This window comes from Arthrobacter sp. alpha11c (assembly GCF_054149985.1).
In genome coordinates this window covers 3,320,799-3,346,476 of sequence record NZ_CP196747.1, presented here as the reverse complement: position 1 = coordinate 3,346,476, position 25,678 = coordinate 3,320,799, and the positions used below count along the sequence as shown (strand labels likewise).

Below are 25,678 nucleotides of genomic sequence, written 5' to 3'. Positions count from 1 at the left end.
GCTAGAGCCGTGGTGGCTGTTGCTCTGCGCTGTCAGTCGTGGCGCTGTCAGTCAGAGGGCTGTCAGCCTTGGGAGGCGACCAGCAGGTCGTAGTCATCACCGATGTGAAAAAGCCGCCGTTCGCCGATGCGGTCTATCACCCAGATCGTTTGTCCATCCGCCGTCCGATCGTCCACGGTGCCCCTGTGGTACTCGAAGCCGCGGAGGCTGAGGGAAACTACATCTCCCGCTTCCAGGGAGTTCCAGAGCGATATCCTCCGGCTTTGCGCGCTGCACGCAGCAGGAGTACTTTCCAGGCTGTTTTTCCAGATGAGTTTCATGGGGAATGTTCTCCTTGGTGACGGGGCTGGCATCGATGGCAGGGCGCCCGGTGAATATTTTCCCCTTCAAGCCTATCGTCGATTGTTGACAATTGCTAGGATGGAAACTGTGCTTTCCAAAGACGGCAGGCACGTTCATAAGGGCGCAGCCCCAGAAGGAGAATCCATGATCAAGGCCACTGTCATGAGCGACGCAACAACGCAGGACCCTGGGGAGCACATCCCCAAAGCAACCACCAGCACGCCGGGCCAGACTGAGGTCTCGTTCCGTTTGTGGGCCCGCGACAACCACAAGACGGGCATCTGGGAGGTCACCCCGGGCGTGTTCAAGAGCACCCGCCCGGGTTACGACGAGATCTGCCAGATCCTCAGTGGCAAGGGGACCATCACTGAAGAAGACGGAACCAGCTTCGACATCGGTCCCGGAACGTTGTTCGTTACTCCGGCAGGATGGACGGGCACCTGGACCATCCACGAGACGCTGCGGAAGATGTGGGTTGTCACGGACGTTCCCACCAACTAACTCCATACAGGAAGGGCCCGGTTCAAGTGAACCGGGCCCTTCCTGTATGGAGACTTTCCTAAGCAGTAATTCCCGTTACTTCCGGGCTGGAAGTGAGGTCCTCCACGGCCTTCTGCATGTGGCGTTTGATGGCCTGCTGAAGTCCGCTGCGGTCCCGGGCCTCAAGGAGGTCCAGGATCTGCTGGTGCTCCTGAACAAGCACATCAATGCGGGGGTACGCCACCTCCAGGCTCAAGATGCACATCCTGGATTCGGCAGCGAGAGTCTCATAAATCCTTATGAGCCGCGTGTTTCCAGTGCCTGAAACAAAGGCGGTGTGGAATTGCATGTCGAGGCGGGCAATGGCCTGCCAGTCCGAGGCCGCAACCTGCTTGGCCATGTTCCGGATGATGCCCTTGAGCTCCCGGCAGGTGTCCGCCACCTGCTCTGCGGCCGAGTCCAAAAGAGTGTTGGCTGCAGCCAACTCCACGGCTTCACGGACAGCGTAGATCTCCTTGACGTCTTGCGTGGAAAGTTCCAGCACGAAGACGCCGCGGTTGCGCTTGCTCACCAGGATCCCCTCCTGGCACAGCCGCTGGAGAGCCTCGCGGAGCGGACCCCGTGACGTGCTCAGCTGGCTGGCCAAGGCGGATTCATTGACCTGCTGCCCAGGGCGGAAGGCGCCTTGGACAATGAGCTCACGCAGCTGGTCAGCGATCAGCTGGGCCGTGGGCCGGCCTTCCAATACGAACATTCCCTCCGGTGCCGCCATTGACATCCCCTCATTCCATGCTTCGGCAATTTTGAAACTGTTAGACCGCTATTGCGGTGTACTTGTACTCCAGGAATTCTTCGATTCCAATTTTTCCGCCCTCGCGTCCGAGTCCGGATTGCTTGACGCCGCCGAACGGTGCCGCGGGGTTGGAAACCAGGCCGGTGTTCAGGCCGACCATTCCGACTTCCAGTTCCGCGGAGAATCGCAGGGCCTTGTCCATGCTCTCTGTGAACACGTACCCCACCAGGCCCCACTCAGTATCGTTTGCCAGGCGGAGAACTTCGTCCTCACTGTCGAACGCGGTGATTGCTGCGACCGGGCCGAAGATTTCCGTGCTCATCAGTGCGGCGTCCGTGGACACGTCCACCAGGACGGTGGGGGTGTAGAAGTAGCCGGGACCTTCCGGACGGCTTCCGCCGGTCAGCACACGTGCTCCCTTGGAGACCGCATCTGCAACGAGGCTTTCGACCTTTTCCAGGCCCTTCTGCTCAATGAGGGGCCCGACGTCGGTGCCAGCAACAGCGCCGTTGCCTACCTGCAATTCTGACATCTTTTTGGAGAACTTCTCGCCAAATTCCTCCACGACGGAGCGGTGGACGAAGAAGCGGTTTGCTGCCGTGCAAGCCTCGCCCATGTTCCGCATCTTGGCCTTCATGGCACCGTCCACGGCCTTTTCGATGTCTGCATCGGCCAGGACGATGAACGGGGCGTTACCGCCGAGTTCCATGGAGGAGCGCATCACGTTGTCGGCCGCCTGCTTCAGCAGGACCTTGCCCACTTCGGTTGAACCGGTGAAGCTGATCTTGCGGGCGATGCCGCTGTCAGTCCAGGTCCGAACCACCGTGGAGGCGGTGGATGTTGTCACAACATTCAGCACGCCGTCGGGAAGACCGGCCTCCTTGAACAGGGCCACCAAGGCAAGCGAGGTCAACGGTGTCAGTTCAGCGGGTTTGAACACCATGGTGCAGCCGGCAGCGACGGCCGGGGCGATCTTGCGGGCACCCATGGCGAGCGGGAAGTTCCACGGAGTAACCAGGACGGAGGGACCCACCGGTTCTTTGGTGATGAGGATACGCGTATTTCCATCAACGGAGGAGGCACTGTCACCGCCAATGCGGACTGCTTCTTCCGAGAACCAGCGGAGCATTTCGGCGCCGTAGGCCACCTCGCCCCTTGCCTCGGCCAGTGGCTTGCCCATCTCCGCGGTCATGATCGCGGCGAGCCGGTCCGTATTGGCGATCACCAGTTCAAAAGCGCGTCGAAGGATATCGGCCCGCTGACGCGGAGTGGATTTGCTCCACTCCGCTTGTACGCGACCCGCCGCCTGAATAGCCAAGGCAGCGTCTTCAGGACCGCCGTCGGCAACGTGGGCGATCACTTCGTTCGTGGCAGGGTTCTCAACGGCGAAGGTGGCACCACTGGCTGCCTTCTGCCACGTTCCGTCAATGAACAGGTCCGTTGGGATGGTGGTGGGATCAAAGGAGGTGGTCATGGTCGCTCTTTCAGTGATCGGGGGGGACTAGGAGGTGGCCGTCTTGAGCGCCTGCGTGAACTTGGACAGGCCTTGCTGAATTTCATCGCTGCTGACATTCAGGGCGGGGATGAGGCGAATGACGTTGCCGTGCGGACCGCACGTGAGGAGCAGGAGCTCTTCCTTGATGGCGGCCTGTTGGACGGCGAGGGCGGTTGCGGCGTCCGGGGTGTTGTCGGCGGCGGTGAATTCGACGCCCTGCATCAGGCCGCGGCCACGCACGTTGCCGATTCCCGCGAATTCCGTTTGCAGATTGTCCAGTCCTGCCCGCAGTTCGTCACCGCGCAGCAAGGCGTTCTCCACGAGGTACTCCCGCCGGATTACACCCAAAGTTGCGACGCCGGCTGCTGCCGCGACTGCGTTACCGCCATAGGTTCCGCCCTGGGAACCGGGCCACGCCTTGCCCATCAAATCGGCGGAGGCGGCGATTGCGGAGATGGGGAAACCACTGGCAAGTCCCTTGGCGGTGATTACGACGTCGGGGCTGATTCCTGCCCAGTCGTGTCCCCAGAACTTGCCGGTGCGGCCCACTCCCGCCTGGACCTCGTCCAGGATGAGCACGATCCCGTGCTTGTCGGCGCGCTCACGCAGGCCTTGGAGGAATGCGACAGGGGTGGGGATGTACCCGCCATCACCCAGAACCGGTTCGATGATGAAGCCGGCAGTATCGCTGGGGGCGCTGATGGTCATCAGAAGGTGGTCGAGTTCCTTCAAGGCAAAGTCGACGGCGGTGGCTTCGTCCCAGCCGTACCGGTACCAGTGCGGGAACGGGGCAACATGCACGCCGCCCATGATGGGGGAGAACCCTGAGCGGAACTTGGTTCCCGCGGTGGTCAAGGAGGCGGCCGCTACGGTGCGCCCGTGGAACCCACCCTGGAAGGAGATGATGTTGGGCCGTCCGGTTGCCATGCGGGCCAAGCGGATGGAGGCCTCCACTGCTTCGGAGCCGGAGGTTGCGTAGAAGACGCTGTCCAAGCCCTGGGGCAGGACGCCTCCCAGGAGTTCCGTGAGTTCCAAGAGGGGCTTGTGCATCACGGTGGTGTACTGGGCATGGACAATCTTGCCCACCTGTTCGCGGGCTGCGGCCACCACGTCGGGGTGGCAGTGACCGGTGCTGGTGACGCCGATTCCGGTGGTGAAATCCAGGTACTTCTTGCCGTCTGTGGCGTGGATCCAACTACCGGACGCATAGTCCACGACCACCGGAGTGGCCTGCTTCAGGATGGGGCTAAGTGTTGCCATGGCTTCATACTTTCTTAGTAATTGTAGATTGTCAACAATACGCGAATTCGCGGGTCATTAGCCCGCGAATCGCATTGTGGTTGCTAGTTCTTGAACCTCTGTGGACGGACGAAGTCCAGGCCGTCAAAGCCACCCTTGCCCAGCGCCTCGTTGGCAGCAATCTGGCCGTAGCCGGAGGCCATCTTGAAGCCGGAGCCGGAGAAACCTGTGGCGGAGTAGATCCTCCCTGACTCAGTGAAGAAGCCCAGGAGGGGCTGCGAATCCGAGGTGAACAGATCCGGGAAGGCATCCGAGCGGACGATGCTGGGAACCAGGCCGGGGAAGAATTCGGTCACCGTCTCAATGGTTTCCGCAATCTCCGCTTCGGTCAGGTCCCTGGGCACTGAGTCTGCGGCCGGGGTTGGTGCCCCACGGCCATCGAGTGTGGCTTTCACCGTGACGCTGTCCACCGCCGGCGCCCCATACATGGAGCGATCGCCGGAAATCCTGATGAAGATGGGGAACTTTTCCGGGGTGAACTGGGTTGCGTCGCGGGCGACGAACCAGCTCAGGAAAATCCTGCGGGTTTCCGTGTGCGCCTTCAGGTAATCGGGCATGAGCTGCTGGGACCACCCACCGGAGGCGATGATCACCCGTTCGAACGTCCAGGACTGTTCGCCCGAGGTGACGACAACGCCGTCGTTGGTTTCGGTGATGCTGCTGACGGGAGTATTGCTGAGGACCGTTGCCCCGTTGGCCTGTGCCGCTGCAACCGCAGCGGTAACTGCCCGATCCGTTCGGAGTGCGCCGCCGAAGGGATCGTAAACGGCGACATCATCGGCCCGGAGATTGTGCTGCGGGTAGCGTTCGGCCATTTCCTCGCGGCTGAGGATCTGGTGGCTCGCTCCGTTGATCCGGGTAGTTTCCAGCAGCTTGGGAATGTACGGTCCATCAACAGTGCCGATGGAGAGTCCGCCACAGCGGGTGAGGATGTCCTGTCCCGTTTCTGCTTCGAGCTCGGCCCAGAGATCCCGGGAGCGTTCCAGGATGGGGTAGTAGTCCGGCCTTCCCCTGTAAAGCATCCGGAAAAGCCGGGTGTCGCCACCCACGGCACTCCTGCCATGGCCCGGGGCGTGTGCTTCGAAACCGACCACGGAATCGGACAGTCGTGAGGCCTGCCAGAGTGCCATGCTTCCGATGCTGCCCAGGCCGATGACGGCGAGTTTTCCATCCATCGCTTACAGCACCTGCTTCAGGAAGGCCTGGGTGCGTGCTTCCTTGGGGTTCTTCAGGATCTCCCGGGCATCGCCGCGTTCCACGACGAAGCCTTCGTCCATGAAGATCAGGGAATCGGCCACTTCGCGGGCGAAGCCCATCTCGTGGGTGACTACCACCATGGTCATGCCCTTCTTGGCGAGGTCCTGCATGACGCCAAGGACTTCCCCTACCTTCTCGGGGTCAAGGGCGCTGGTGGGTTCATCGAACAGGATGATTTCCGGATCCATGGCCAAAGACCGGGCGATGGCAACGCGTTGCTGCTGCCCGCCGGAAAGTTCGGCCGGGTAGCGGTCACCGAAAGCGCCGAGGCCCACGCTGGTGAGCAGTTCCTGGGCGCGCTTGGAGGATTCCTTCTTGTCGGCACCCTTGACCAGCACCGGGCCGGACATGACATTCTCGCGGGCGGTCATGTTCGGGAACAGGTTGAACTGCTGGAAGACCATGCCTACCCGTGTACGTTGCTGGGCAAGCTTCTTAGGGGGCAGCGCGTGGTAAGCGTTGTCGGTCTCGTAGTACCCGAAATCGTCACCGTTGACTTTCAGGATTCCGGAGTCCACGGTCTCCAGGCCGTTGATGCAGCGCAAGAGTGTGGACTTGCCGGAGCCGCTGGGTCCGATGATGCAGCAGATTTCACCGCTGGCAATATCGAGGTCGATATCGTGGAGAACGGTCTTGTGCCCGAAGGATTTACGAATTCGGCGGGCGAGGATCGTGCCGTCGTTGCTCATCGTGCGATTCCTTCCGGCGCTGTCAGTTGGACTTTCCTGGCCTTGCGGGGGACCCGGGCGGAGGTATGGGAGTATTTCTGTTCGAGCTTGGACTGCGGGTAGCTCAGCACCAGGGTCATCACCAGGTACCAGAGGCTCGCCACGATCAGCAGCGGGATGGTCTCGTAGGTACGTGCGTAGATGAGCTGGGCGCTCTGGAGAAGTTCCGCAACACCCAGGACACTGACCAGGGATGTTTCCTTGAACATTCCGATGACCTGGTTGCCGGTGGCCGGAATGATCGAGGGCATGGCCTGCGGAATGATGATCTTGCGCATCTTGGTAGCGGCGCTCATTCCCAGGGAGTCCGCGGCTTCGATTTGTCCCTTGCCCACCGAGGAGAACCCGCCGCGGATGATTTCTGCCATGTACGCGGCTTCATTCAACGTCAAGCCGACCAAGGCTGCGGTGATCGGACCCATAAGTGCATTCGTGTCGATCGCGGTACCGATGTCGGTAAACGGGATGCCGATGGTCAGGTTCGGGTACAAGGCCGAGATGTTGAACCAGAAGATCAGCTGGACCAGGACCGGGGTACCGCGGAACAGGGTGATGAACGCACCTGCCGTGGCCGCGATCGGCTTGACGCTCGAGGACCTCATAATCGCAATGACCAGGCCCAGGAGGGTACCCAAGGCCATGCTTGCGACCGTGAGGAAGATGGTGAGCATCAGCCCGCGGAGGATCGATTCGTGCGTGAAGTACTTGGCCACGACGTCCCACTTGAAGTTGGGGTTGGTGGAGACCGAGAAGAGGATGCCCGCGCCAAGCAGGATGGAAACCACCCAGGCGACGTATTCAAAAGTGCTTCTGCGACGAAGGCGGGGCTTGAGTGCCGGATCAATTCCGTTCATTGTCGGTTTGCTTCCGTTACTGATGGTTTGCACCATTGGAGCACCTCTCCTAGTTGAGTTTCGCATCCGTGATGGCACCGGAGTCAAGGCCCCAGGTGGAGAGGGACTTCTTGTATTCCGGGCTGTTCAGAACCGACTGGATGGCGGCCTGGAGAGCGGGGGTCAGGGCAGATCCCTTTTTGACGCCGATAGCGGTGAGATCGCTGGAGCCAACGTTAACCTGCGGTGTCAGGATGGTGAAGGCTTTCGGCTGCTGCTTCTCGGCCCAGGCGAGGGAGGTTGTGTCGTAGAAGATACCGTCGATGCGCTTGGACGCCAGCTGGGTCAGGGCTTCCTGGACGTTGGGCAGCGTCACGGCGTTGATCGCTGGCTGTCCCTTGGAGGTGCAGGTCTGTTCGTTAAGGGCCGGGAGGCGCTTGAGCTGGCCGGTCGAGCCCTGGGTAACGGCAATGTTCTTACCGCACAGCGTCTCGTTGGTGAGCTTCAGCGGATTCCCCGCGGCCACGGCCACTGAGTTGCCGGCCTTGAAGTAGTCGATCATATCCAGGACCTTCAGCCGCTCCGCCGTCTTGGACATGGTCGTGGCGGTGAAGTCGTAGCGGCCACCATCAAGGCCGGGGACGATCGTATCGAACTTCGTGTCCTGGAACTTCAGCTTCAGGCCGAGCTTCTTGGCCACCAAGCGGGCGATGTCCGGGTTCAGGCCGATCGCCGTCGAGTTGTCCTCGGCGAGGAACGTCGTCGGCGGGTAGTGCAGGTCCATGGCGACCGTCAGTTCGCCCTTGTCCTTATAGGATGCCGGCAGGAGGCTCACTGCCTTCTCGTCAGGCTGGACGCCCTCGGAGATGTCGGTAGTGTTTGAAGTCTTGCTGTCTGGCGTATCGCTGCTGTTGGCTGTTCCGCCACAGGCGCTCAGTGCGAGTAGTACGGCAAGTCCTGCAGCTGCAGTCTGGGCCTTGGTTCGAATCTTCATGGTGCTTCCCTTCGAGGGAGTCGGTCACTGGGGAGGGGAGAAGTTCTAGGGTTGTAATGTGATCCGGATCTCTCCGTCATCTAATGCAATGCAACCCCCTCAACAGTAGATTGTCAACAATTGACAGAAACTTTTTTCGCGCTCTCCCTGTATGAGAATCGTTCTAAATACCGTCTAGAAACTGTTGACAATTTACAATTTGGCGGCCTAGAGTCGAATCATCGGGCAAGAACCTTCCAGCCCGCCGGGCACGATTTCGCGGTTCAGTTCGCCTCTTTCGATACCTCCACATACGCGGGGCCAGCCCCCTTCCATCTCCCGAAAAGAACGGAAACCCCCATGGCAGAGACCAACTTCCGGCCGAAGTACATCTCCTTCGATGTCTACGGCACGCTGATCAACTTCGACATTGATCCCACCACCCGGCGGCTGCTTGATGGACGCATCTCCGAAGAGCAGTGGCCTACGTTCAAGAAGCAGTTCCGTGGCTACCGCTTCGACGAGGTCCTGGGTGACTACAAGCCGTACGAGGCGATCCTTCAGGACTCCTTTGACCGGGTGTGCAAGCGCTGGGGCATTGGGCCCACCGAAGGTGCCGGCGCAGCGTTCGCTGACGCTGTGCGCGGCTGGGTTGCCCACGAGGACGTGCCGGCCCCGCTGAAGCTCATGGGCGACAACTACCAGTTGGTGGCGTTGTCCAACGCGGACGACAGTTTCCTGGATATCAGCATTCCCAAGCTCGGTGCAGAGTGGCACGCCGTGTTCACCGCTGAGCAGGCCCAGGCCTACAAGCCCCGCTACCAGGCCTTCGAGTACATGCTCGATACCCTGAACGCCAAGCCGGAGGACTTCCTGCACGTCTCCTCGCACACCCGGTACGACATGCACCCGATGCACGACATGGGCTTCCGTAACCTCTGGATGCTGGACCGTGGCTATGACCCCATTGGCGAGGGCTACGACCTCAACACCGTTAAGTCCTTGGACGAGATCAACAAGCACCTCGGTCTCTAAGCCGACTTCCAAGCGAAAGGTCATACCGTGAAACTTGTTCCCTACTGGCTCGATACTGCAGAGCCTTCCGGCGATTACCGCCGCACTCCGGTCCCGGAGAACGTTGATGTCGCGATTATCGGTGCCGGTTTTACCGGGCTGTCAGCAGCCCTTGAATTCGCCAAGCAGGGCGCCAGCGTGGCCGTTTTCGAACGCCACACTGTTGGCTGGGGTGCTTCGGGCCGTAACGGGGGAATGGCTACGACCGGTTTGGCCATTGGCTTCAGCACGGCAGTCAAGCGCTACGGGGCTCCCCGTGCGGTTGAGATGTTCCGCGAATACAACGATGCCATCGAAACCATCGAGAAGCTGGTGCACGACAACGGCATCGACTGCGATTTCAAGCGTTTCGGCAAACTCTCCCTCGCGTTCCACAAGTCCCACTACGACGGCTTCCTGAAGTCCCAGGAGCTGCTCGCCAACCTGGTCGACCACCACGTAAAGGTCATTCCCAAGTCCGAGATCCACAGCGAAATCGGCACGGACTTCTACCAGGGTGCCATGATGGATCCGCTGGGTGCCGGGCTCCACGTAGGAAAGTTCGTCCACGGCCTGGCGAAGGTGGCAACCGACAATGGGGCAGCCATCTGCGAGAACGCATCGGTCACCGAGCTGAACAAGGTCTCCGGGACAGTGCACGATGTGCACACCACCCGTGGGATTACCCGGGCCAAGCAGGTCCTGGTCGCCACCAGCGGCTACACGGGCAACATCACCCCGTGGCTGCAGCGTCGCGTGATCCCGGTGGGCAGCTTCATCATCTGCACCGAGCCTCTGTCCGAAGAGGTAGTGAACCGTATCCTGCCCAACAGGCGCCAGGCCTCTGACAGCAAGATGCTGACGTACTACTTCAGGATCACGCCGGACAACAGGCTGCTGTTTGGTGGCCGGGCCCGATTCGCTTTGTCCAGCCCGGATTCGGACGTCAAGAGCGCCGAAATCCTGCACAAGGCCATGACTGAGCTCTTCCCGTACCTCTCCAAGGCCAAGGTGGACTACATCTGGGGTGGCTTGGTGGATCTCTCCATGGACCAGATGGTCCATGCCGGCCAGCATGACGGCCTCTTCTACTCCCTCTGCTACAGCGGCCATGGTGTTCAGATGGCGGCCCACATGGGTAAGCGGATGGCCCACTACATGGCCGGCGACAAGTCGGCAAATGTGTGGGAAGACCTGAAGAACCCGCCGGTTCCCGGCCACTTCGGCCCGCCATGGTTCCTGCCCTTCATTGGCGGAGCCGCGAAGATCATCGACCGTATCAAGTAGACATTCCGCTAGCCAGGCAAGGTAAAGGTTCCCATGAGTTCATCAACAACCGTCGCTGGAGCGCGCCTAAAAACAGCTGAGGAAACGGCCTACAGGCGGGCAAGCGTCGCGGCGCTTCCCGGTGGCGCGTTCCTCGAAGGCCTTTGGGAGACCGCCGACAGGATCCTGGAAGTCCGGGACCCTGAAGACGGCGTGCTGCTGGGCACTGTATGTTCTTCAACCCCACAGGATGTCCGCCGGGCGGTTGCCCACATTCACCGCCACCTCCTGGACGATGAATGGCCTCTGCGGGAACGCCGCGAGGCTTTGGAACGGGCAGCAGTGCTCCTGGTTGAGCAGTCGGTCCGGTTTTCGGAGATCATCGCCGCCGAGAGCAGCAAGACCATCAACGAGGCCGAGCGCGAAGTACGCCGGTGCATCGAGACGTTGCGGCTTTCGGCGGCAGCTTCGAGCGAACTCGTGGGGGAGACCCTCGGCTTTGAGGACAGCATGGCGGGAGCCAACAAGATCGGCTGGTACAGCCGGAAGCCTGTTGGCATCATTGCCGCCATCACGCCATTCAACGATCCGCTGAACCTCGTGGCACACAAGCTGGGCCCGGCGCTGATCGGAGGTAACGGCGTCGTGCTTAAACCCTCAGGCCGCACGCCGCTGACCGGGCTGGCTTTCGTTCAGCTGTTGCTGGAGGCCGGCGTTCCGACAGGTCGCATTGCCGCGATCGTGTCCGGACCCGGGGTGTCCGAGGCGATCGTGACCGACCCCCAGGTGGACCTCATCTCCTTCACCGGTGGGCCAGCGACGGCCGACCGCATTGCTGCCGCCGCAGGAGCCAAGAAGATCCTTTCGGAACTGGGCGGCAACAACGCTACGATCGTCTGCGCCGATGCTGAACCGGCGACCGCTGCTGAGGCAATTGTCGCGGGGGCGTTCGGCGTGGCCGGCCAGAACTGCCTGTCTGTCCAGCGCGTTTACGTCCACATTTCGCTGTTCGACGAAGTCCTTGAAAAGGTACTCACGGGAACCCGCGCGCTCCGCGTCGGAGCGAAGATGGACCGCAACACCGACATCGGTCCGCTCATCACAGAAGCGGAGGCCCGGCGGGTGGAGGCATGGGTGGAGGAAGCCAAAGCGGCTGGCGCCACCGTTCGTGTGGGCGGTCAGCGCCACGGCGCCTTCTACCAGCCAACCGTGCTGACAGATGTGCCGGCAGACGCCCGCGTCATCGTTGAAGAGGTGTTTGGCCCCGTGGTCAGCATCATGCCCTTTATCCAGATCTCTGATGCCATCCATGCGGCCAATGCCTCCGAATACGGGCTCCAGGCTGGTGTCTTCACCGAATCCATTGACCTGGCCCTGGCAATTGCCGACAAGCTGCAGGTGGGGGCTGTGGTCATCAACGAGACAAGCGACGTCCGGATCGATTCCATGCCCTTTGGCGGGTTCAAGAAGTCCGGCGTTGGCCGTGAAGGCGTCAAGCACGCAGTCCGCGAAATGACCGAACCCAAGAGCACCATTATCAAACTGGCGGAGCCCGCCACCCGCTGGCAGCAGCTGACGGGCACCTCAGAACGGAATGCATCATGACTACCCACAAAATCGCGGTCATCGCGGGCGACGGCATCGGCAAGGAAGTGGTCCCTGCGGCCATCGAAACCCTGGAACGAATCGCTGAAATCCACTCCATCAACCTGAAGTTCACGCACTTCGACTGGGGATCTGACTACTACGCCCAGCACGGGCGCATGATGCCGGTGGACGGCCTGGAGCAGCTGGCGCAGCATGACGCCATTTTCCTGGGTGCCGTGGGCTCCCCGGCGGTGTCCGACGCTGAATCGCTGTGGGGGCTGTTGATTCCCATCCGCCGCGAATTCCAGCAGTACATCAACCTGCGGCCGGTAAAAACGCTCGACGGCGTGAAGTCGCCCCTGGCGTCCAAGGAACCGATCGATATCCTCATCGTTCGTGAAAACAACGAAGGGGAATACTCGGAGGTGGGCGGACGCATGTACCGCGGGCTGCCCCACGAAACCGCCGTCCAGGAAACGATCTTCACCCGCCTGGGAGTATCACGGGCCGCGCACTACGCGGCCTCGCTCGCGTCCTCCGCCGCGGTCAGTTGACCTCGGCCACCAAGAGCAACGGCATCATCCACACCATGCCTTTCTGGGACGAGGTAGTGGAAGAAACCACCCGCCTCTACCCCGACGTGACGCTCACCAGCGAACTGGTGGACGCCTTGGCTGCGCACCTGGTCCTCAAACCCTGGACCCTGGACGTCATTGTCGCCTCGAACCTGCTGGGCGACATCCTCTCTGACCTGGGCAGCTCCGTCACCGGTTCCATTGGTGTGGCTCCCAGCGCGAACCTGAATCCCGAAGGCGATTTCCCATCCCTCTTCGAGCCGGTGCACGGATCTGCTCCGGACATCGCAGGCAAGGGACTGGCAAACCCGGTGGGCCAGATGTGGTCCGGCGCGATGATGCTCCACCACCTGGGCCACCCGGAAGCTGCTGAGCACCTGCAGCTGGCCTTCGAGGCAGTGTTGCGCGAGGGCCTCGGGACCCGCGACGTTGGAGGCCCGTCGTCGACGTCGGAGTTCACTGCCGCTGTTTTGGCCGCGATCGATGTCATTGATGTGGTTGGCTCAATCCTGGACGGCACGGCAACCAAGACTGCGGGAGCACCGGCGTCGTCATGACGGTTACCCCTGTACGCAAGAGACCTGTCGTCGCGGCGCTGTACCGGGAGGCTTGGCCGCCCCGGCTGGAGGAGATCCAAGCCCTGGCCGAGGTCCGCCTGACCAGGGCCGAGGGACTGGCTGAAGCGATGGACGGTGCAGATGTCCTGTATCAGTGGCATTCGTTTTCCCCTGCCTTGCGGGAGAACTGGGACGCAGCGTCATCGCTGAAGTGGGTCCACGTAACAGCCGCGGGCGTTAGCCAGCTCCTGTTCGACGAGCTCATCCAGAGCGATGTGGTCTACACGAACTCCCGTGGAGTCCTGAGCCGTGCCATCGCGGAATTCGCGCTGGGCTTCGTCCTGGACATAGCCAAAGACTCGCAGGGCTCGCTCAGGCTTCAGCAGCAGCAGCGCTGGCAGCACAGGGTCACCCGTAAGATCCAGGGCCAGCGTGCCTTGGTGGTGGGCACTGGTTCCATCGGGCGGGAAATCGCGTCGCTGTTCCGTGCTGTGGGCCTGCAGGTCAGCGGTGCCGGGCGAAGCAGCCGTCCGGGAGATGAACTGTTCGATCAGATCCATTCTTCCCGGGACCTGGCCGGGATCGTCGGCGACGTCGACTACCTCGTCCTGGCGGCGCCACTGACCACGGACACCAAGGGAATTATGGACGCTGACGTCTTTTCCGCCATGAAATCCACCGCACACCTCATCAATGTGGGCCGTGGGGAACTGGTTCAGACGGACGCGCTGGTGGAAGCCCTGACCTCCGGATCCATTGCCGGTGCAGCACTGGACGTAGTCCATCCCGAGCCGCTTCCCGCGGGACATCCCTTGTGGAGCATGGACAACGTCATCATCACACCCCACATGAGCGGCGACACCGAGGACTATCTCGACGATCTGGGGCAATTGTTCGTGGACAACCTGCGACGGTTCAGCCAGGGGGAACCACTGCAGAACGTCGTGGATAAAAACCTTGGGTTCGTCCCGGCCTCCTGATCCTGTTTCCCGTTTCCTGTTTCCCGAAAGAAGGACGACATGCCTCGTACCGTGAAGGCCTATGTAGCCTCCTCTCCCACCTCGGAACTCACCCCCGGTACTGTGGAACGGCGCGATCCCGGTGACTTCGATGTGCAGATTTCCATCAGGTACACCGGAATCTGCCACTCCGACATCCATGCCGCACGCGGAGACTGGGCCAGTAGCTACCCCCTGGTGGTTGGCCACGAGATCGTCGGAGTCGTGGAAGCCATCGGTCCAAAAGTCACGCGGCACTCGGTGGGGGACCGGGTGGGCGTGGGCTGCTTCGTTGATTCCTGCAGGGAATGCGTCAATTGCCGTGCAGGCGAGGAGCAGTACTGCCTGCAAGGTGCCACGAGCACGTACAACTCGTTCGGCCGTGACGGGCTGGCCACCGCCGGTGGTTACAGCACAAGCATCGTGGTGGATGAGAACTACGTCCTCAGAATCCCCGACGGCATACCCCTCCAGGATGCAGCCCCACTGCTGTGTGCGGGAATCACCATGTACGCGCCGCTGCGTAACTGGAAAGCCGGGCCAGGCAAGCGCGTGGCCATCATCGGAATGGGCGGACTGGGCCATATGGGCGTGAAGATCGCAGCGGCCTTGGGAGCCGAAGTCACAGTCCTTAGCCAATCGCTCAAAAAGCAGGAGGACGCCGTCCGGCTCGGCGCCAACAGCTACTACGCAACATCCGAACCCGCCACCTTCGAATATCTGAAGGGCCAGCTGGATCTCATCATCAACACCGTCTCCGCGGACATCGATGTGGATGCGTACCTGTCCTTGCTTGCCTTGGACGGCACCATGGTCCTCGTGGGCCTGCCCTCCAAACCGTTGAGCCAGCGCGCTTGGTCGCTGGTGGAATTCCGACGCAACCTCAGTGGTTCCAGGATGGGCGGAATCCGCCAAACGCAAGAAATGCTGGACTTCTGCGCCGCGCACGGCCTGGGAGCAGAGGTGGAAGTCATTCACGCAAGCCAGATCAACGAAGCATTCGAACGGGTACTCGCCAGCGATGTCCGCTACCGCTTCGTCATCGACGCCGCAACGTTTTGAGGCAATCCTGCTGAAGGGCAGATTATTACGCACGCCAAGAACACCATTTCGCGGAAATAAAGAGGTAAGGCTAACCTAAATAGTCCTTAATCTCCCCTGTGCTTCCCCGGGCACACTTAACAGGCGGTTCCTTTGCGCAAACTCAGCCGATTCGCAGCCCTAGGTCTTGCGGCCCTCCTTGCCCTCACGGGTTGTGGTCTGAGTGGGGCCCAGACGGGTACCGCCGGGAAGGTCGCGGATACAAACCAGCGCATTGTGGTGGACAACTTCCGTGCACCCGTGGCCAACTGGGCGCTGGAATCCGACTCCGCGTACATCCTGTCGCTCTCCGGATGCCTGGAGACGCTGACCAAGTACGATTCCGCCGAGGGCAAAGTTGTTCCGTTCCTTGCAACCGAATGGAAGCAAGTCTCACCCCTTGAGTGGGACTTCACACTTCGCCAAGGGGTCAAGTTCCAGGACGGAACGGACCTCACTGCCGAGTCGGTGGCGGCGGCCCTTAACACCGTCCTCAAGGCCAAGGTGCCTGCCCGGGCGTTTAACCCGGGCATTGTCAGCGGTGTCCAGGCCATGGACGCCAAGACAGTTCGCGTGACAACTCCTGCGGAGAGCCCGATGGTGCCGTTCCGGCTTGCCAGCGTCAACACCGGCATCCTGTCGCCAGCTGCTTACCAAGGCGCCACCGTGGACCCCTTCGGTCACTGCACCGGGCCGTTCGTTCCCGTGTCCGAGAAGGCCAAGCAGTCCCTGACGCTGGATCGCAACAAGAACTACTGGGGCGGCGACGTGCAACTCGCCGGAGCCGAAGTCCGCTTCATCACTAACGGCGCCACCCGCGCAGCCCAGGTCCAAACCGGGGAAGCTGACATCTCCCTTTCAATCCCTGCCTCCGGCCTCTCCACGCTCAAGAACGCCCCTGAGGTTTCTGTTCTCAAAGCCAACTCGCCCCGCACGGCGACGCTCTACATGAACAATGGACGGGCTCCCTTCGATAACGTAGACTTCCGCAAGGCCCTGCGGTCTGCACTGGATCTTGATGCCCTGGCGGCCAGCGTCTACGAGGGCGCAGCCCTCCCCGCAGCGGGACCTTTCGCGCCCTCCGAACCGTGGGCTTCAAGCAAAGCAAGCCCACCCAAGCAGAACGTTGAGGAAGCAAAGAAGCTCCTCGCCGATGCTGGATACAGCGCAGACAGGCCCTTGGAGATCATTGCCATCGTCGAACGGTCAGAATTCGCCGACGTCGCCACCGTGATTCAGGACAACCTGAAGACCATTGGTGTTCCGGTCACTATCCAGGCCAAGGAATACGCCTCAGCTGAGCCCGACGTTCTGGCCGGCAACTACGACATGATCCTCAGCCAACGGAACAGGCTGATAGATATCGCAGACCCGATCGGCTTCCTCACCGCGGACTACACGTGCAAGGGCAGCTACAACCTCAGCCACTTCTGCAACGAGGAGTACGACGCCACCATTGCCGAAGCGGCCCGGACGTCCAACACCGAGGAACGCTACAAGCTCTATGCCAAGGCCGGCGAGATCCTGGATGACCAGGCCGTAAATCTCTGGCTGGTCAATGAACAAGCAACTGACGCCATCCGCAGCAACGTCCTCTCCTACGTTCAGGATCCGCTGTCCCGTTACGTCCTGACAGCACAAACCGCAAAGTCCGGCTCCTAGCAGCGAGCTGGGACCAACGCACCAAACCCCCATGATCACGTTCCTTGCGAAGCGGACGGCGACCCTCGTGGCCGCCGTCCTGCTGTCGTCTTTCGCCGTTTTCCTTATCCCCTATGTCACCCCGGGCGATCCCGTCCGCAAGATCATCCGTTCACGCGTGGCCGGGGATGTTGTGGACGATTCCACTGTCCAGGCCCTCGGCCAAAGCCTGGGTCTCCACGATCCACTCCCTGTCCAGTATTTCCGCTGGCTCGGGGATTTCTTCAGCGGCGACATGGGGTTGTCGCATATCAGCCGGACGCCCGTTGCTGACCAGGTAATGCCCGCTCTTGGCATCACCCTCAGCCTGGTGATCGTGGCGCTGGGTATAGCGGTAATGGTGTCGTTGCCCTTGGGAATCGTCGCAGGACTGAAGCAAGGTGGAAAAGCCGACAAGCTGATCACCACCATCACCCAGTCGTTCATCGCAATGCCCGAGTACTGGCTGGCGCCGCTCCTGGTTTTGGTTTTCGCCCTCAAACTGTCCTTGCTGCCGTCAGCTGGCTGGAACACCGCATCATCCATAGTCCTGCCGGCGGTAACTCTCGCCCTGCGACCCATCAGCTTCTTCACCTCAGCGGTGCGCTCCGGCATGATCGATGCTTTGGAAGCAGAGCACATTCAAGCCGCCAGGGCCCGCGGTCTCAGTCACGTCCAGACCGTCGTGCGGCATGTCATACCCAACGGGCTGGTTCCGTTGTCCACACTTTTCGCCGTATGGTTCGCGGGTCTGCTGGGAGGTTCGGTCATTGTGGAGGTCATTTTCGCGATTCCGGGCATGGGACGGCTCCTGTACGACGCCGTGGTGAACAGCGACATTCCCCTGGCGCAGGGCGGCGTTGTCGTCGTCGTTGCACTCGCCGTAGCGATCACCACCCTCGCGGACTTCCTCCATCGGATTCTCAGCCCTAAGGTGAGTGGCGCCCTTGCGTAACCTCTCAGCGGTAGACAAGGCCGCCGTCGTAGTTCTCGCCTTGGTGATAGCCGCTGTAGCGGCCGCGCCCTGGCTGACGCCGTTCCCGCCGGACGACCAGAACCTGGCCGCGCGCCTTGCATCGCCCAGCGCCAGCCACTGGCTGGGAACGGACCATCTTGGGCGGGACACGCTCAGCAGATTGCTCGACGGCGGTCGCTTCTCTTTGGTGGTGGCCGCAGTGGCCACGGTGCTGACCGGACTCGTTGGCCTGGTGATCGGCGTGCTGAGTGCGCGCCGCAAGGGCTGGCTGGACGAATTCTTCACCCGCACCAACGATGTCTTGCTCGCCTTGCCGGAGATGGTGGTGGCACTGTTTATCGTGGCTGCGATGGGTACCGGATTCTCGTCATTGCTCGTGGCGCTCACGGTTACGGGGTGGACACCGTTCGCCCGGCTTGCACGAACGCTTGCCTATGACGTGTCTGCACGCGGATTCGTTGAAGCGGCGCGCGTGGTGGGCTGTTCGCCGTCGTTCATTATTTTCCGCCACATCCTTCCGCACCTGGCAGCGCCCATGCTGGGACAGGCGACGCTGCGGTTCGGGCAGCTCCTGATCAGCGTCGGAGCGCTGTCCTACCTTGGGCTGGGTGTCCAACCGCCGCAATCTGACTGGGGCTCCATGGTGGCAGCGGCCCAACCATACGCTGAGCGGGCTCCGTGGGGGATCATCGCCCCGGGACTTGCCATCTTCCTGGTGGCTCTCTGCGTCACCCTGATCGGCCAGCGGGCCTCCCGCCGGGCAGCGGATCCCGTAGATGTCCTTGCGGTGGAGGGCCAGCATGCCTGAGCTCATCATCGAGGACCTGACCGTCCGCAGCACGGCCGCACAGCCTCATGTCCTGCCAGGGCCACCGATCCTGTCCGGAGCCCCGGTCCTGTCCGGAGTCAGCCTGACGGTCCGGCCGGGAGAGTTCGTGGCCCTCGTGGGTGGCTCGGGCTCGGGAAAGACCATGACTGCCAAGTCCGTCCTGCAGTTACTGCCGGAGCCGCTGCGGATTGAGTCCGGGTCCATCCGACTTGGCCCGCTGGATGTAACCAAAGCGCCGGAGCCAGAGTTGAACCGTATCCGCGGTGGCCGGCTGGGGATGTTGTTCCAGCAGCCCAAGAGGATGTTCAACCCGAGCAAGACCATCCGCAAGCACCTGAAGGAACCCCTGAAGCTGCACGCCGGCCTCGGTGGCAAGAAGGCGGATAGGAAGGTGCTTGAACTGCTCGCTGAGGTGGGCTTCGAAGATCCGGGATGGGGCGCGCAGGCATACCCGCACCAGCTTTCCGGTGGAATGGCGCAACGGGCAATGACCGCGATGGCATTGGCAGGCCAACCCGAAATCCTGCTGGCAGACGAGCCCACCTCCGCTCTGGACAAAGTGCTGGAAAGCCAGATCCTGGAACTGCTGGACCGTGAGCGCAGGCAGCGTGGGCTCGGCATCCTGTACATCACCCACAACCTGGCGTCTGTGGCAGCCTTCGCGGACCGGGTCCTGGTGATGGACGCCGGGAAGATCGTGGAGTCCGGCACCACAGAGGCCGTTCTGGGCAGCCCCAAAACCGCCTACACGCGGAAGCTCCTGGACGCATCAAACCTGCTGCCCACCAGCATCACGGACGTCACGCCGCAGGGGCGCAACGTGCTGACCCTGACGAACGTCGTCAAACACTTCGGGCCCGGTAAGCGCTTGGGGCTGGGTAAGCGTCTTGGTCTTGGCAGTAGCCGCACCCGGCCCGCATTGAACTCGGTTTCGCTAGCCCTCAAGCAGGGCGAGATCCTTGGTGTCCTTGGCCAATCCGGGTCCGGGAAAAGCACCCTCGCCAGGGCAATCGTCGGGCTGGAAGGGATCAGCGGCGGTAGCATCACCCGCACCCTGGCGGCAGGCGAGAGCAGCCCGCCCACCGCTGTGCAGTTGGTTTTCCAGGAACCCCACGATTCCTTCGACCCTCGCATGACCCTGCGCGCCAGCCTTGAGGCTCCCCTCCGCCGGCACGCTGGGCTTTCGTCCGCTGAAAGGTCACAGCGGCTTCAGGACGCCATGAAGGAAGTAGAACTGGAACCGTGCCTGCTGGACAGGCGCCCTGGACAATGTTCCGGTGGCCAACTGCAGCGCGTCACGATTGCCCGGGCGCTCCTGTTGGAACCCGAGGTTCTCATCTGCGACGAAGCGACGTCGGCCCTGGACGCCCTGACCCAGCGAACCATTCTTGACCTGCTGCAACGCCTGCACCGGGACAGGGGATTGTCGCTGATGATCATCACCCACGACATGGACGTCGTGCGGCACATGTGCCAACGCGTGGCCGTTCTCTTCCAGGGCCGCCTGGTGGAACTCACGGACACTCACAAGTTCTTCGCCGAGCCCCAGCATGAGCACAGCAGGGATCTGGTGTCCGCAGCGATTCCCTGCCGGGGACTGCACCTTAAGAAAATGCGCGCGGCGAGCTAGAAGAAAATGCGCGCGGCGAGCTAACAGTTATCCCGAGTACAGCCCCGTCAGCAGCTCCACGATCCGGCCGCGCTCCTGCGGCGGATCCTTCGTGGACCACGCGAGGTACACGGACACCGGCGCGGCGTCGCGCACCGGACGATAGATGATGCCCCGACGCCGATACTGGTGAGCCGTCGACTCGGCGGTCATGCCGCGCGCAGCCCCGCTGCCAATTGTCGTCAGCCAATCGTCCACATCGTTAATGGGCACGATGTCCGGCCGCCCCTCCTCCGGCCACAGCTCAAGAGTGGTGCTCCCCGTCCGCAGGTCCATGGCGACCGGCCGCTGAGCCACCTGCGCCATGGTTACTGAACGCCGCGTTGCCAGGGGATCGTCCGAGGACATGGCGCAGTACCGCTTCTCCTCGCCAATCCGGACGTGCTCGACGCCGGCCGCCTCCGGAAGGCGTCGAAGGATTGCGAAGTCAGTGGTTCCGTCGGCAAGACCACCGGTAGGGGAGTTGGAGTGCACGAGTTGCAGCTCCGCGCCCGGGATTGCGACCGCCCATCGTCGCTGGAACTCCATGGTGTGCTCGCCTAAAGCGGACCACGCGTAGCCGATCCGGATCTTTCCAGTCCCGGACCGGGCCTCCCTCTCGAGGTCGCCCAGGAGTGAGAGGACGCGACGTGCCTTGGCCACGACGCGCTCGCCGGAGGGAGTCAGGCCAACGCTGCGGGTGGTCCGTTCCAGGAGCCGTACCCCGAGAACCTGTTCGAGCCCGGAGATGTTGCGTGAAACGGCCGCTTGGGACATCCCCAGGTCAATAGCGGCATCGGTAAATGTGCCTTCCTCGACTACAGCCAGGAGGCACCGTAATTGCCTCACCTCGACGTCCATAGCGTCCATCCTATTCATGCATCCACCGCATAAATAGCCTCGTCCATGCATTTAGCGGATACACGGTCCAAGCGCAGAATTTCACCATGATCGATACGAGGGCAGTTGGAGTAAAGCCATCCCGGAAGGCCGGGGGCGCGGCGACCCTCCTGGCCAGCGCACTGTCCAACCAACTTGGCGCCGCCACGGCATCCTTCGCCTTTCCAGTCATGGGACCCATAGGTGTAGTGGCGGTGCGCCAGCTCGTGGCGGCTGCAGTTCTCTTGCCGATCGTCCGGCCCCGGCTGAGGGAATTGAGCTGGCGGCAATGGTGGCCTGTCCTTCTGCTCGCCATTTCGTTCGGCACCATGAATCTCGGCCTGTATGCGTCTATCCAACGGATCGGCCTTGGACTTGCCGTCACCCTTGAGTTCCTTGGGCCACTGGCCGTGGCATTGATCAGCTCGCGACGAAAGAGCAGTGCGCTCTGCGCTGTGGTCGCTGCATTCGGCGTCCTGGCCATCACCCGGCCAGAAGCATCCATGGACGTCGTAGGGATCGGCTTGGGGCTCATCGCCGCTTGCAGTTGGGCCGCCTACATCCTCCTGAACCGGACCGTCGGCCAAAGAGTGCAGGGCATCCAGGGCACAGCAGCCGCAACAGGAGTGTCGGCGACGCTGTTCCTGCCTGTCGCCGTCGTGGTTTTCATCAGTCAACCAGTGGACGGCTTGGCTGTTCTTTGCGCTGTGGCGGCCGGAATCTTCGCATCCGTGCTGCCTTATGTGGCCGATCTGATCGCGCTGCGACGGGTCCCCGCGAACATGTTCGGCGTGCTCATGAGCATCAATCCTGTGTTTGCTGCAGTCATCGGTGCCGTGATCCTGCACCAGGACCTGGCTGCGGGACAGTGGGTGGGAATCGGGCTGATCGTCGCCGCCAATGCCGGGGTGTTGCTGCTGCGGGAGCGCGGGCGGGGGCAGAGTGCCAACGGTGTTGGCCCTAAGCCGGAGCCTGCCCGCTCGACCCCCGGACCTGGAGTTGGGACGGCACCAGGTGCAGCCGCGCAGGGAGATCCGGAGTTGTGAGCCGCTCGAGGATGAACTTGCCGGCCTCTACGCCCACGGCGAGGTTGCCGTTGTCCACGGACGTCAGCGACAGGTGCCGGATTTTGGCCAGGTAAGTGTTGTCGTAACCCACCAGTGAGAGGTCGTCGGGCACGGAAAGTCCGAGGTCGTCTGCAGCCGAAAGCGCGCCGATGCACGCGACGTCGTTGTACGCGAAAATCGCAGTGGGCCTCTCCGGCCCGGCCAACAACCTGCTTGCTGTGCTGTAGGCGCTCTCTTCGCTCATGCCGCCGCCCGGTACCGCAAGAGGTTCCAGCCCGGCGTCGTGCATGCTGCGTTCGAACGAGACGCGGCGCAGCTTTCCCACCTCGCCCGGCCCCTGAAGGTGCGCAATGCGCTGGTGACCCAGTGCGATGAGGTGCTCGGTCGCCTGGCGCGCCCCGGCGTCGTCATCATTGACCACGATGTCGACGCCGGCAAGTACCGGTTCGCGCGTCCCGGCGAGGACCACGGGGATGCTCTGCGCAGCCTTCTCAATCGCAGCAGATTCGTTGGTGGTACCTACCACCACCAAGCCATCCACTCGCTGCTCCAGGAGTGTCTCCACCGAGCTCCGGCCCACCCGCTGGTCAGTGTATGAGTCGGCGAGAACCGGTGAAACGCCTGCCGAGTGCAGCGCGGCCGTCAGTCCCTCAAGAAGTTCCACGAACCACGGATTCCGGATGTCGTTGAGCATGACGCCGATGGTTCCGCTGCGCGGCCCGGAGAGTCGCTGGGCCAGCCGGTTGGGCCTGTAACCCAGGTCTTCCATGGCTTCCATGACGGCACGACGGCGACTCTCACTGACGTTGGCAGAGCCCTGTAAGACGAGGGAGACCAAGGACTTGGAAACACCCGCGGCGCTTGCGACGTCGCGAATGGTTGGCTTGGTTCCCGGCGCGCCGGCCGGGGATGGTGCATCAGGCATGGGGCTCTCGTTCCGGTCTGTCAGGTTCGTTCCAAGCTTAGAGGGCTTGACGCCGCCCCTTCTCAGACTCCATTATGGACCGGTCCAAGTAAATTCCAAAACATCAAAGAGGATCTCCATGAGTGCACCCAATACGCGGCGTCTGATCGCCGGCATGGTCGGAGGAGGCGCAGGCGCGGATATTGGCAAGACGCACCGCTACGCCATGCGCTTGGATGACCATTTCGAGCTGCAGTCAGGAGTCTTTGGCCGGGATGCCAGCGCTTCGCGGGCGATCGCCGTCGAGCTCGGAGTTCCTGAGGACCGAAACTATGCGGACTACCGTGAAATGGCCGCGGCAGAGTCGGCGCGCGAAGACGGCGTGGACGTGGTTGTGGTGGCGACGCCCAATGACAGCCACTTCGAGATCGCCAGCACCTTTCTGGAAGCGGGTATTTCGGTGGTGTGCGAGAAGCCGCTGACCAGGGACTCAGCCACAGCCGCTGCACTGGTCCGGATCGCTGCGGAAAACGACGCCATTCTTGCTGTGCCGCACTGCTATTCGGCCTACGCGATGGTTCGCCAAGCTGCCCGCATGGTCCGCAATGGTGAACTGGGCACCATCCGGTTTGCCGACGTCGAGCATGCATCCGGCTGGGCGGCCACGCCCCTGGAGGACTCCGGCCACAAGCAGGCCCTTTGGCGCACCAATCCTGACATCGCCGGGTTCCCGAGCGTCGTCGGAGACCTTGGCACGCATGCCTTCCACCTGCTTCGCTACATCACCGGGCTGGAAGCAGAGCGCCTCTCCGGCCGCCTGAAAACGCTGGTTCCAGGACGTCGGGTATTCGATCATGCAACGGTGGAGTTGGAGATGTCCGGGGGTGTCCCCGCGCGCGTTTGGGCCAGCATGGCTGCCACCGGCCACAATCACGGGCTACGCATCCGCCTTTACGGTGAAAAAGGAAGCCTCGAGTGGCAGCACGAGGATCCGCACCACCTCAAAGTCCAGGACCTGGCCGGGGTTACGACCATCCTCACGCACGGCCTGGGCACCCTTCACGACGACGCCTCCCGGCTCACGCGGGTCGGTCTTGGCCATCCAGAGGGCTTCCTGGAAGCTTTCGCCAACTTCTATTCGGACCTCGCCGAGGTCCTGCGTGCGCGCCGCGATGGCTTGGCGCTTCCCGGCCGTGAATTGTCCTTCCCCACCGGCATCGATGGCCTGATCGGCGTCCAATTTGTGGAGGCCGTGGCCGCATCGCATCATGAGGACTCGGCTTGGAAAGTGCCGGCCTTCACAGAGAAACCCGCCACTCTCACAGAGAAAGCAGCAGTGTGATGAAGCTCCGTTTCGCGCTCATCGGGGCCGGCTTCATCGGCTCCGTCCACGCCGCCAACCTCGCCGCCCATCCCGGCATCGATTTCCGCCTCGTGTTCGACGTCGACCAGCAACGCGCACAGTCCCTGGCGGGCATGCACGGGGCTGCTGTAGCCGCGGCCCTGGATGACGTCTTCGATGCTTCGGCGATTGACGCAGTCTTCATCGCCTCCTCCACGGACACCCACGCCGGGCACCTCCGCCGCGCTACCGCCGCCGGCATCGCAGTGCTCTGCGAGAAGCCGATCGACCTGGACCTTGACCACGCCCGCGATGTCGCTTCGTTTGCGCAGGAGACCGGCGTTCCGGTGATGGTCGACTTCAATCGCCGGTTCGACCGCGATTACGCCGAGCTCAAACGCGTGGTGGATTCAGGCCAGATCGGCAAAGTGGAGCTGATTCAGCTGACATCGCGTGGCCCCTCCATGCCTCCGCTGTCCTACATCGCCACCTCAGGCGGCCAGATGCGTGACCAGACCGTGCACTTCTTCGATCTCGCGCGCTGGCTCAGCGGCCTGGACCCGGTAGAGGTCTTTGCCGCCGGTTCGGCCTTGGCGGACCCGGGCATCGTGAGGTATGACGACGTCGACACCTCCGCGGTCACGTTGCGGCTGCCCGGAGGTGCTTTGGTGCAGATTGATTCTGTGCGCCGGACTGGATATGGATACGACGAACGCATCGAAATCATGGGCTCGACCGGGATGGTGGAGGCCCGTCGTCACAGGAACGGTGCAGTTTCCCGGTACAGCGGCGGCTCGGTAGTGGACGATGGGCTGCATCCTGGATGGTTCGAACGGGTGCAACCGACGTATGCCGCGGCCCTCGCCGCCTTCGTCTCTTCCTTGCAGGGAGGATCGGATTCCATGCCGTCGCTGGAAGACGGGCTCAAGGCCCAGGCCATAGCAGAAGCTGCGGTTATCTCCCTTCGCAGCGGCCGCATGGAACCGATCAAGTACTGACCGAAGTAGCTCGCATTAGTGGTTGTTCTGAGCGCTCAG

The 25,678-nt window shown here is 62.2% G+C and carries 23 protein-coding genes and 1 pseudogene; 14 read left to right on the top strand and 10 right to left on the bottom strand.

The window, feature by feature from the left end; genetic code table 11:
* Positions 1-62 precede the first annotated feature (62 nt).
* On the bottom strand, positions 63-320 hold the full coding sequence (locus ACTAQJ_RS15320; protein ID WP_431117608.1) for a hypothetical protein: 258 nt from the start codon (positions 318-320) through the stop codon (positions 63-65).
* Between the two features lie 166 nt (positions 321-486).
* Here ACTAQJ_RS15320 and ACTAQJ_RS15315 point away from each other — a divergent pair, with 166 nt between their 5' ends.
* On the top strand, positions 487-843 hold the full coding sequence (locus tag ACTAQJ_RS15315; protein WP_223947637.1) for a cupin domain-containing protein: 357 nt from the start codon (positions 487-489) through the stop codon (positions 841-843).
* A gap of 58 nt (positions 844-901) precedes the next feature.
* Here the strand turns inward: ACTAQJ_RS15315 and ACTAQJ_RS15310 are convergent, their stop codons facing one another.
* The 7 genes from ACTAQJ_RS15310 to ACTAQJ_RS15280 form a co-directional block, all read right to left on the bottom strand.
* Positions 902-1,594: a GntR family transcriptional regulator gene (locus ACTAQJ_RS15310; RefSeq protein ID WP_431117610.1), complete on the bottom strand. Its 693-nt coding sequence runs from the start codon at positions 1,592-1,594 to the stop codon at positions 902-904.
* 40 nt (positions 1,595-1,634) lie between these two features.
* Positions 1,635-3,089, bottom strand: a complete 1,455-nt coding sequence (locus tag ACTAQJ_RS15305; RefSeq protein WP_498697338.1) for an NAD-dependent succinate-semialdehyde dehydrogenase — start codon at positions 3,087-3,089, stop codon at positions 1,635-1,637.
* A 27-nt stretch (positions 3,090-3,116) separates the two neighbouring features.
* Positions 3,117-4,370, bottom strand: a complete 1,254-nt coding sequence (locus tag ACTAQJ_RS15300; protein ID WP_498697336.1) for an aspartate aminotransferase family protein — start codon at positions 4,368-4,370, stop codon at positions 3,117-3,119.
* A gap of 83 nt (positions 4,371-4,453) precedes the next feature.
* Positions 4,454-5,584: an FAD-dependent oxidoreductase gene (locus tag ACTAQJ_RS15295; RefSeq protein ID WP_431117615.1), complete on the bottom strand. Its 1,131-nt coding sequence runs from the start codon at positions 5,582-5,584 to the stop codon at positions 4,454-4,456.
* Positions 5,585-5,587: 3 nt separating this feature from the next.
* On the bottom strand, positions 5,588-6,355 hold the full coding sequence (locus ACTAQJ_RS15290) for an amino acid ABC transporter ATP-binding protein (protein WP_223935463.1): 768 nt from the start codon (positions 6,353-6,355) through the stop codon (positions 5,588-5,590).
* Positions 6,352-7,248: an amino acid ABC transporter permease gene (locus tag ACTAQJ_RS15285; protein WP_431117619.1), complete on the bottom strand. Its 897-nt coding sequence runs from the start codon at positions 7,246-7,248 to the stop codon at positions 6,352-6,354. Before ACTAQJ_RS15285 ends, ACTAQJ_RS15290 begins: the two co-directional genes overlap by 4 nt.
* Before the next feature lie 49 nt (positions 7,249-7,297).
* Entirely contained in the window at positions 7,298-8,221 is a 924-nt protein-coding gene (locus ACTAQJ_RS15280; protein WP_431117620.1) for an ABC transporter substrate-binding protein, read from the bottom strand.
* A 339-nt stretch (positions 8,222-8,560) separates the two neighbouring features.
* Here ACTAQJ_RS15280 and ACTAQJ_RS15275 point away from each other — a divergent pair, with 339 nt between their 5' ends.
* The 10 genes and pseudogenes from ACTAQJ_RS15275 (at position 8,561) to ACTAQJ_RS15230 (ending at position 20,431) form a co-directional block, all read left to right on the top strand.
* Positions 8,561-9,235 carry a haloacid dehalogenase type II gene (locus tag ACTAQJ_RS15275; RefSeq protein WP_498697331.1) on the top strand — a complete coding sequence of 225 codons (675 nt, stop codon included), beginning with the start codon at positions 8,561-8,563 and terminating at the stop codon, positions 9,233-9,235.
* Positions 9,236-9,262: 27 nt separating this feature from the next.
* The gene (locus ACTAQJ_RS15270) at positions 9,263-10,540 is read left to right on the top strand and encodes an NAD(P)/FAD-dependent oxidoreductase (protein ID WP_498697329.1); all 1,278 of its coding nucleotides are present in this window, start codon (positions 9,263-9,265) and stop codon (positions 10,538-10,540) included.
* A 33-nt stretch (positions 10,541-10,573) separates the two neighbouring features.
* Positions 10,574-12,124, top strand: a complete 1,551-nt coding sequence (locus tag ACTAQJ_RS15265; RefSeq protein WP_498697327.1) for an aldehyde dehydrogenase family protein — start codon at positions 10,574-10,576, stop codon at positions 12,122-12,124.
* Positions 12,121-13,238 (top strand): annotated as a pseudogene (locus ACTAQJ_RS15260) (tartrate dehydrogenase). Before ACTAQJ_RS15265 ends, ACTAQJ_RS15260 begins: the two are co-directional and overlap by 4 nt.
* Complete coding sequence (locus ACTAQJ_RS15255) at positions 13,235-14,218, top strand: D-2-hydroxyacid dehydrogenase (protein WP_498697326.1); 984 nt, start codon at positions 13,235-13,237, stop codon at positions 14,216-14,218. The pseudogene ACTAQJ_RS15260 and the gene ACTAQJ_RS15255 overlap by 4 nt, the downstream one beginning before the upstream one ends.
* A gap of 39 nt (positions 14,219-14,257) precedes the next feature.
* On the top strand, positions 14,258-15,298 hold the full coding sequence (locus tag ACTAQJ_RS15250; protein WP_498697325.1) for an NAD(P)-dependent alcohol dehydrogenase: 1,041 nt from the start codon (positions 14,258-14,260) through the stop codon (positions 15,296-15,298).
* 132 nt (positions 15,299-15,430) lie between these two features.
* Positions 15,431-16,978 (top strand): ABC transporter substrate-binding protein, encoded by a 1,548-nt coding sequence (locus ACTAQJ_RS15245; RefSeq protein ID WP_498697323.1) that lies wholly within the window; start codon positions 15,431-15,433, stop codon positions 16,976-16,978.
* Positions 16,979-17,009: 31 nt separating this feature from the next.
* Positions 17,010-17,951: an ABC transporter permease gene (locus tag ACTAQJ_RS15240; RefSeq protein ID WP_498697321.1), complete on the top strand. Its 942-nt coding sequence runs from the start codon at positions 17,010-17,012 to the stop codon at positions 17,949-17,951.
* Positions 17,935-18,780 (top strand): ABC transporter permease, encoded by an 846-nt coding sequence (locus ACTAQJ_RS15235; protein WP_498697319.1) that lies wholly within the window; start codon positions 17,935-17,937, stop codon positions 18,778-18,780. The genes ACTAQJ_RS15240 and ACTAQJ_RS15235 overlap by 17 nt, the downstream gene beginning before the upstream one ends.
* Complete coding sequence (locus ACTAQJ_RS15230) at positions 18,773-20,431, top strand: ATP-binding cassette domain-containing protein (RefSeq protein ID WP_498697316.1); 1,659 nt, start codon at positions 18,773-18,775, stop codon at positions 20,429-20,431. The genes ACTAQJ_RS15235 and ACTAQJ_RS15230 overlap by 8 nt, the downstream gene beginning before the upstream one ends.
* A 27-nt stretch (positions 20,432-20,458) precedes the next feature.
* Here the strand turns inward: ACTAQJ_RS15230 and ACTAQJ_RS15225 are convergent, their stop codons facing one another.
* Positions 20,459-21,310: a LysR family transcriptional regulator gene (locus ACTAQJ_RS15225; RefSeq protein ID WP_498697314.1), complete on the bottom strand. Its 852-nt coding sequence runs from the start codon at positions 21,308-21,310 to the stop codon at positions 20,459-20,461.
* An 86-nt stretch (positions 21,311-21,396) separates the two neighbouring features.
* On the opposite strand from ACTAQJ_RS15225, the gene ACTAQJ_RS15220 reads away from it, so the two are divergent.
* Positions 21,397-22,374, top strand: a complete 978-nt coding sequence (locus tag ACTAQJ_RS15220; protein WP_498697313.1) for an EamA family transporter — start codon at positions 21,397-21,399, stop codon at positions 22,372-22,374.
* On the opposite strand, the gene ACTAQJ_RS15215 is transcribed toward ACTAQJ_RS15220, so the two are convergent.
* Positions 22,289-23,320: a LacI family DNA-binding transcriptional regulator gene (locus tag ACTAQJ_RS15215; RefSeq protein ID WP_498697311.1), complete on the bottom strand. Its 1,032-nt coding sequence runs from the start codon at positions 23,318-23,320 to the stop codon at positions 22,289-22,291. The two genes, ACTAQJ_RS15220 and ACTAQJ_RS15215, sit on opposite strands and share 86 nt — an antisense overlap.
* Before the next feature lie 118 nt (positions 23,321-23,438).
* On the opposite strand from ACTAQJ_RS15215, the gene ACTAQJ_RS15210 reads away from it, so the two are divergent.
* Both ACTAQJ_RS15210 and ACTAQJ_RS15205 read left to right on the top strand, forming a co-directional pair.
* The gene (locus ACTAQJ_RS15210) at positions 23,439-24,641 is read left to right on the top strand and encodes a Gfo/Idh/MocA family protein (protein WP_498697309.1); all 1,203 of its coding nucleotides are present in this window, start codon (positions 23,439-23,441) and stop codon (positions 24,639-24,641) included.
* The gene (locus tag ACTAQJ_RS15205) at positions 24,641-25,639 is read left to right on the top strand and encodes a Gfo/Idh/MocA family protein (RefSeq protein ID WP_498697308.1); all 999 of its coding nucleotides are present in this window, start codon (positions 24,641-24,643) and stop codon (positions 25,637-25,639) included. Before ACTAQJ_RS15210 ends, ACTAQJ_RS15205 begins: the two co-directional genes overlap by 1 nt.
* Positions 25,640-25,678: the final 39 nt, after the last annotated feature.

What these genes read in the sequence shown, in the direction of transcription:
- ACTAQJ_RS15320 (WP_431117608.1), bottom strand. Translation starts at nt 320, where the DNA reads ATGAAACTCATCTGGAAAAACAGCCTGGAAAGTACTCCTGCTGCGTGC.
- ACTAQJ_RS15315 (WP_223947637.1), top strand. Translation starts at nt 487, where the DNA reads ATGATCAAGGCCACTGTCATGAGCGACGCAACAACGCAGGACCCTGGG.
- ACTAQJ_RS15310 (WP_431117610.1), bottom strand. Translation starts at nt 1,594, where the DNA reads ATGGCGGCACCGGAGGGAATGTTCGTATTGGAAGGCCGGCCCACGGCC.
- ACTAQJ_RS15305 (WP_498697338.1), bottom strand. Translation starts at nt 3,089, where the DNA reads ATGACCACCTCCTTTGATCCCACCACCATCCCAACGGACCTGTTCATT.
- ACTAQJ_RS15300 (WP_498697336.1), bottom strand. Translation starts at nt 4,370, where the DNA reads ATGGCAACACTTAGCCCCATCCTGAAGCAGGCCACTCCGGTGGTCGTG.
- ACTAQJ_RS15295 (WP_431117615.1), bottom strand. Translation starts at nt 5,584, where the DNA reads ATGGATGGAAAACTCGCCGTCATCGGCCTGGGCAGCATCGGAAGCATG.
- ACTAQJ_RS15290 (WP_223935463.1), bottom strand. Translation starts at nt 6,355, where the DNA reads ATGAGCAACGACGGCACGATCCTCGCCCGCCGAATTCGTAAATCCTTC.
- ACTAQJ_RS15285 (WP_431117619.1), bottom strand. Translation starts at nt 7,248, where the DNA reads ATGAACGGAATTGATCCGGCACTCAAGCCCCGCCTTCGTCGCAGAAGC.
- ACTAQJ_RS15280 (WP_431117620.1), bottom strand. Translation starts at nt 8,221, where the DNA reads ATGAAGATTCGAACCAAGGCCCAGACTGCAGCTGCAGGACTTGCCGTA.
- ACTAQJ_RS15275 (WP_498697331.1), top strand. Translation starts at nt 8,561, where the DNA reads ATGGCAGAGACCAACTTCCGGCCGAAGTACATCTCCTTCGATGTCTAC.
- ACTAQJ_RS15265 (WP_498697327.1), top strand. Translation starts at nt 10,574, where the DNA reads ATGAGTTCATCAACAACCGTCGCTGGAGCGCGCCTAAAAACAGCTGAG.
- ACTAQJ_RS15255 (WP_498697326.1), top strand. Translation starts at nt 13,235, where the DNA reads ATGACGGTTACCCCTGTACGCAAGAGACCTGTCGTCGCGGCGCTGTAC.
- ACTAQJ_RS15250 (WP_498697325.1), top strand. Translation starts at nt 14,258, where the DNA reads ATGCCTCGTACCGTGAAGGCCTATGTAGCCTCCTCTCCCACCTCGGAA.
- ACTAQJ_RS15240 (WP_498697321.1), top strand. Translation starts at nt 17,010, where the DNA reads ATGATCACGTTCCTTGCGAAGCGGACGGCGACCCTCGTGGCCGCCGTC.
- ACTAQJ_RS15230 (WP_498697316.1), top strand. Translation starts at nt 18,773, where the DNA reads ATGCCTGAGCTCATCATCGAGGACCTGACCGTCCGCAGCACGGCCGCA.
- ACTAQJ_RS15225 (WP_498697314.1), bottom strand. Translation starts at nt 21,310, where the DNA reads ATGGACGTCGAGGTGAGGCAATTACGGTGCCTCCTGGCTGTAGTCGAG.
- ACTAQJ_RS15220 (WP_498697313.1), top strand. Translation starts at nt 21,397, where the DNA reads ATGATCGATACGAGGGCAGTTGGAGTAAAGCCATCCCGGAAGGCCGGG.
- ACTAQJ_RS15215 (WP_498697311.1), bottom strand. Translation starts at nt 23,320, where the DNA reads ATGCCTGATGCACCATCCCCGGCCGGCGCGCCGGGAACCAAGCCAACC.
- ACTAQJ_RS15210 (WP_498697309.1), top strand. Translation starts at nt 23,439, where the DNA reads ATGAGTGCACCCAATACGCGGCGTCTGATCGCCGGCATGGTCGGAGGA.
- ACTAQJ_RS15205 (WP_498697308.1), top strand. Translation starts at nt 24,641, where the DNA reads ATGAAGCTCCGTTTCGCGCTCATCGGGGCCGGCTTCATCGGCTCCGTC.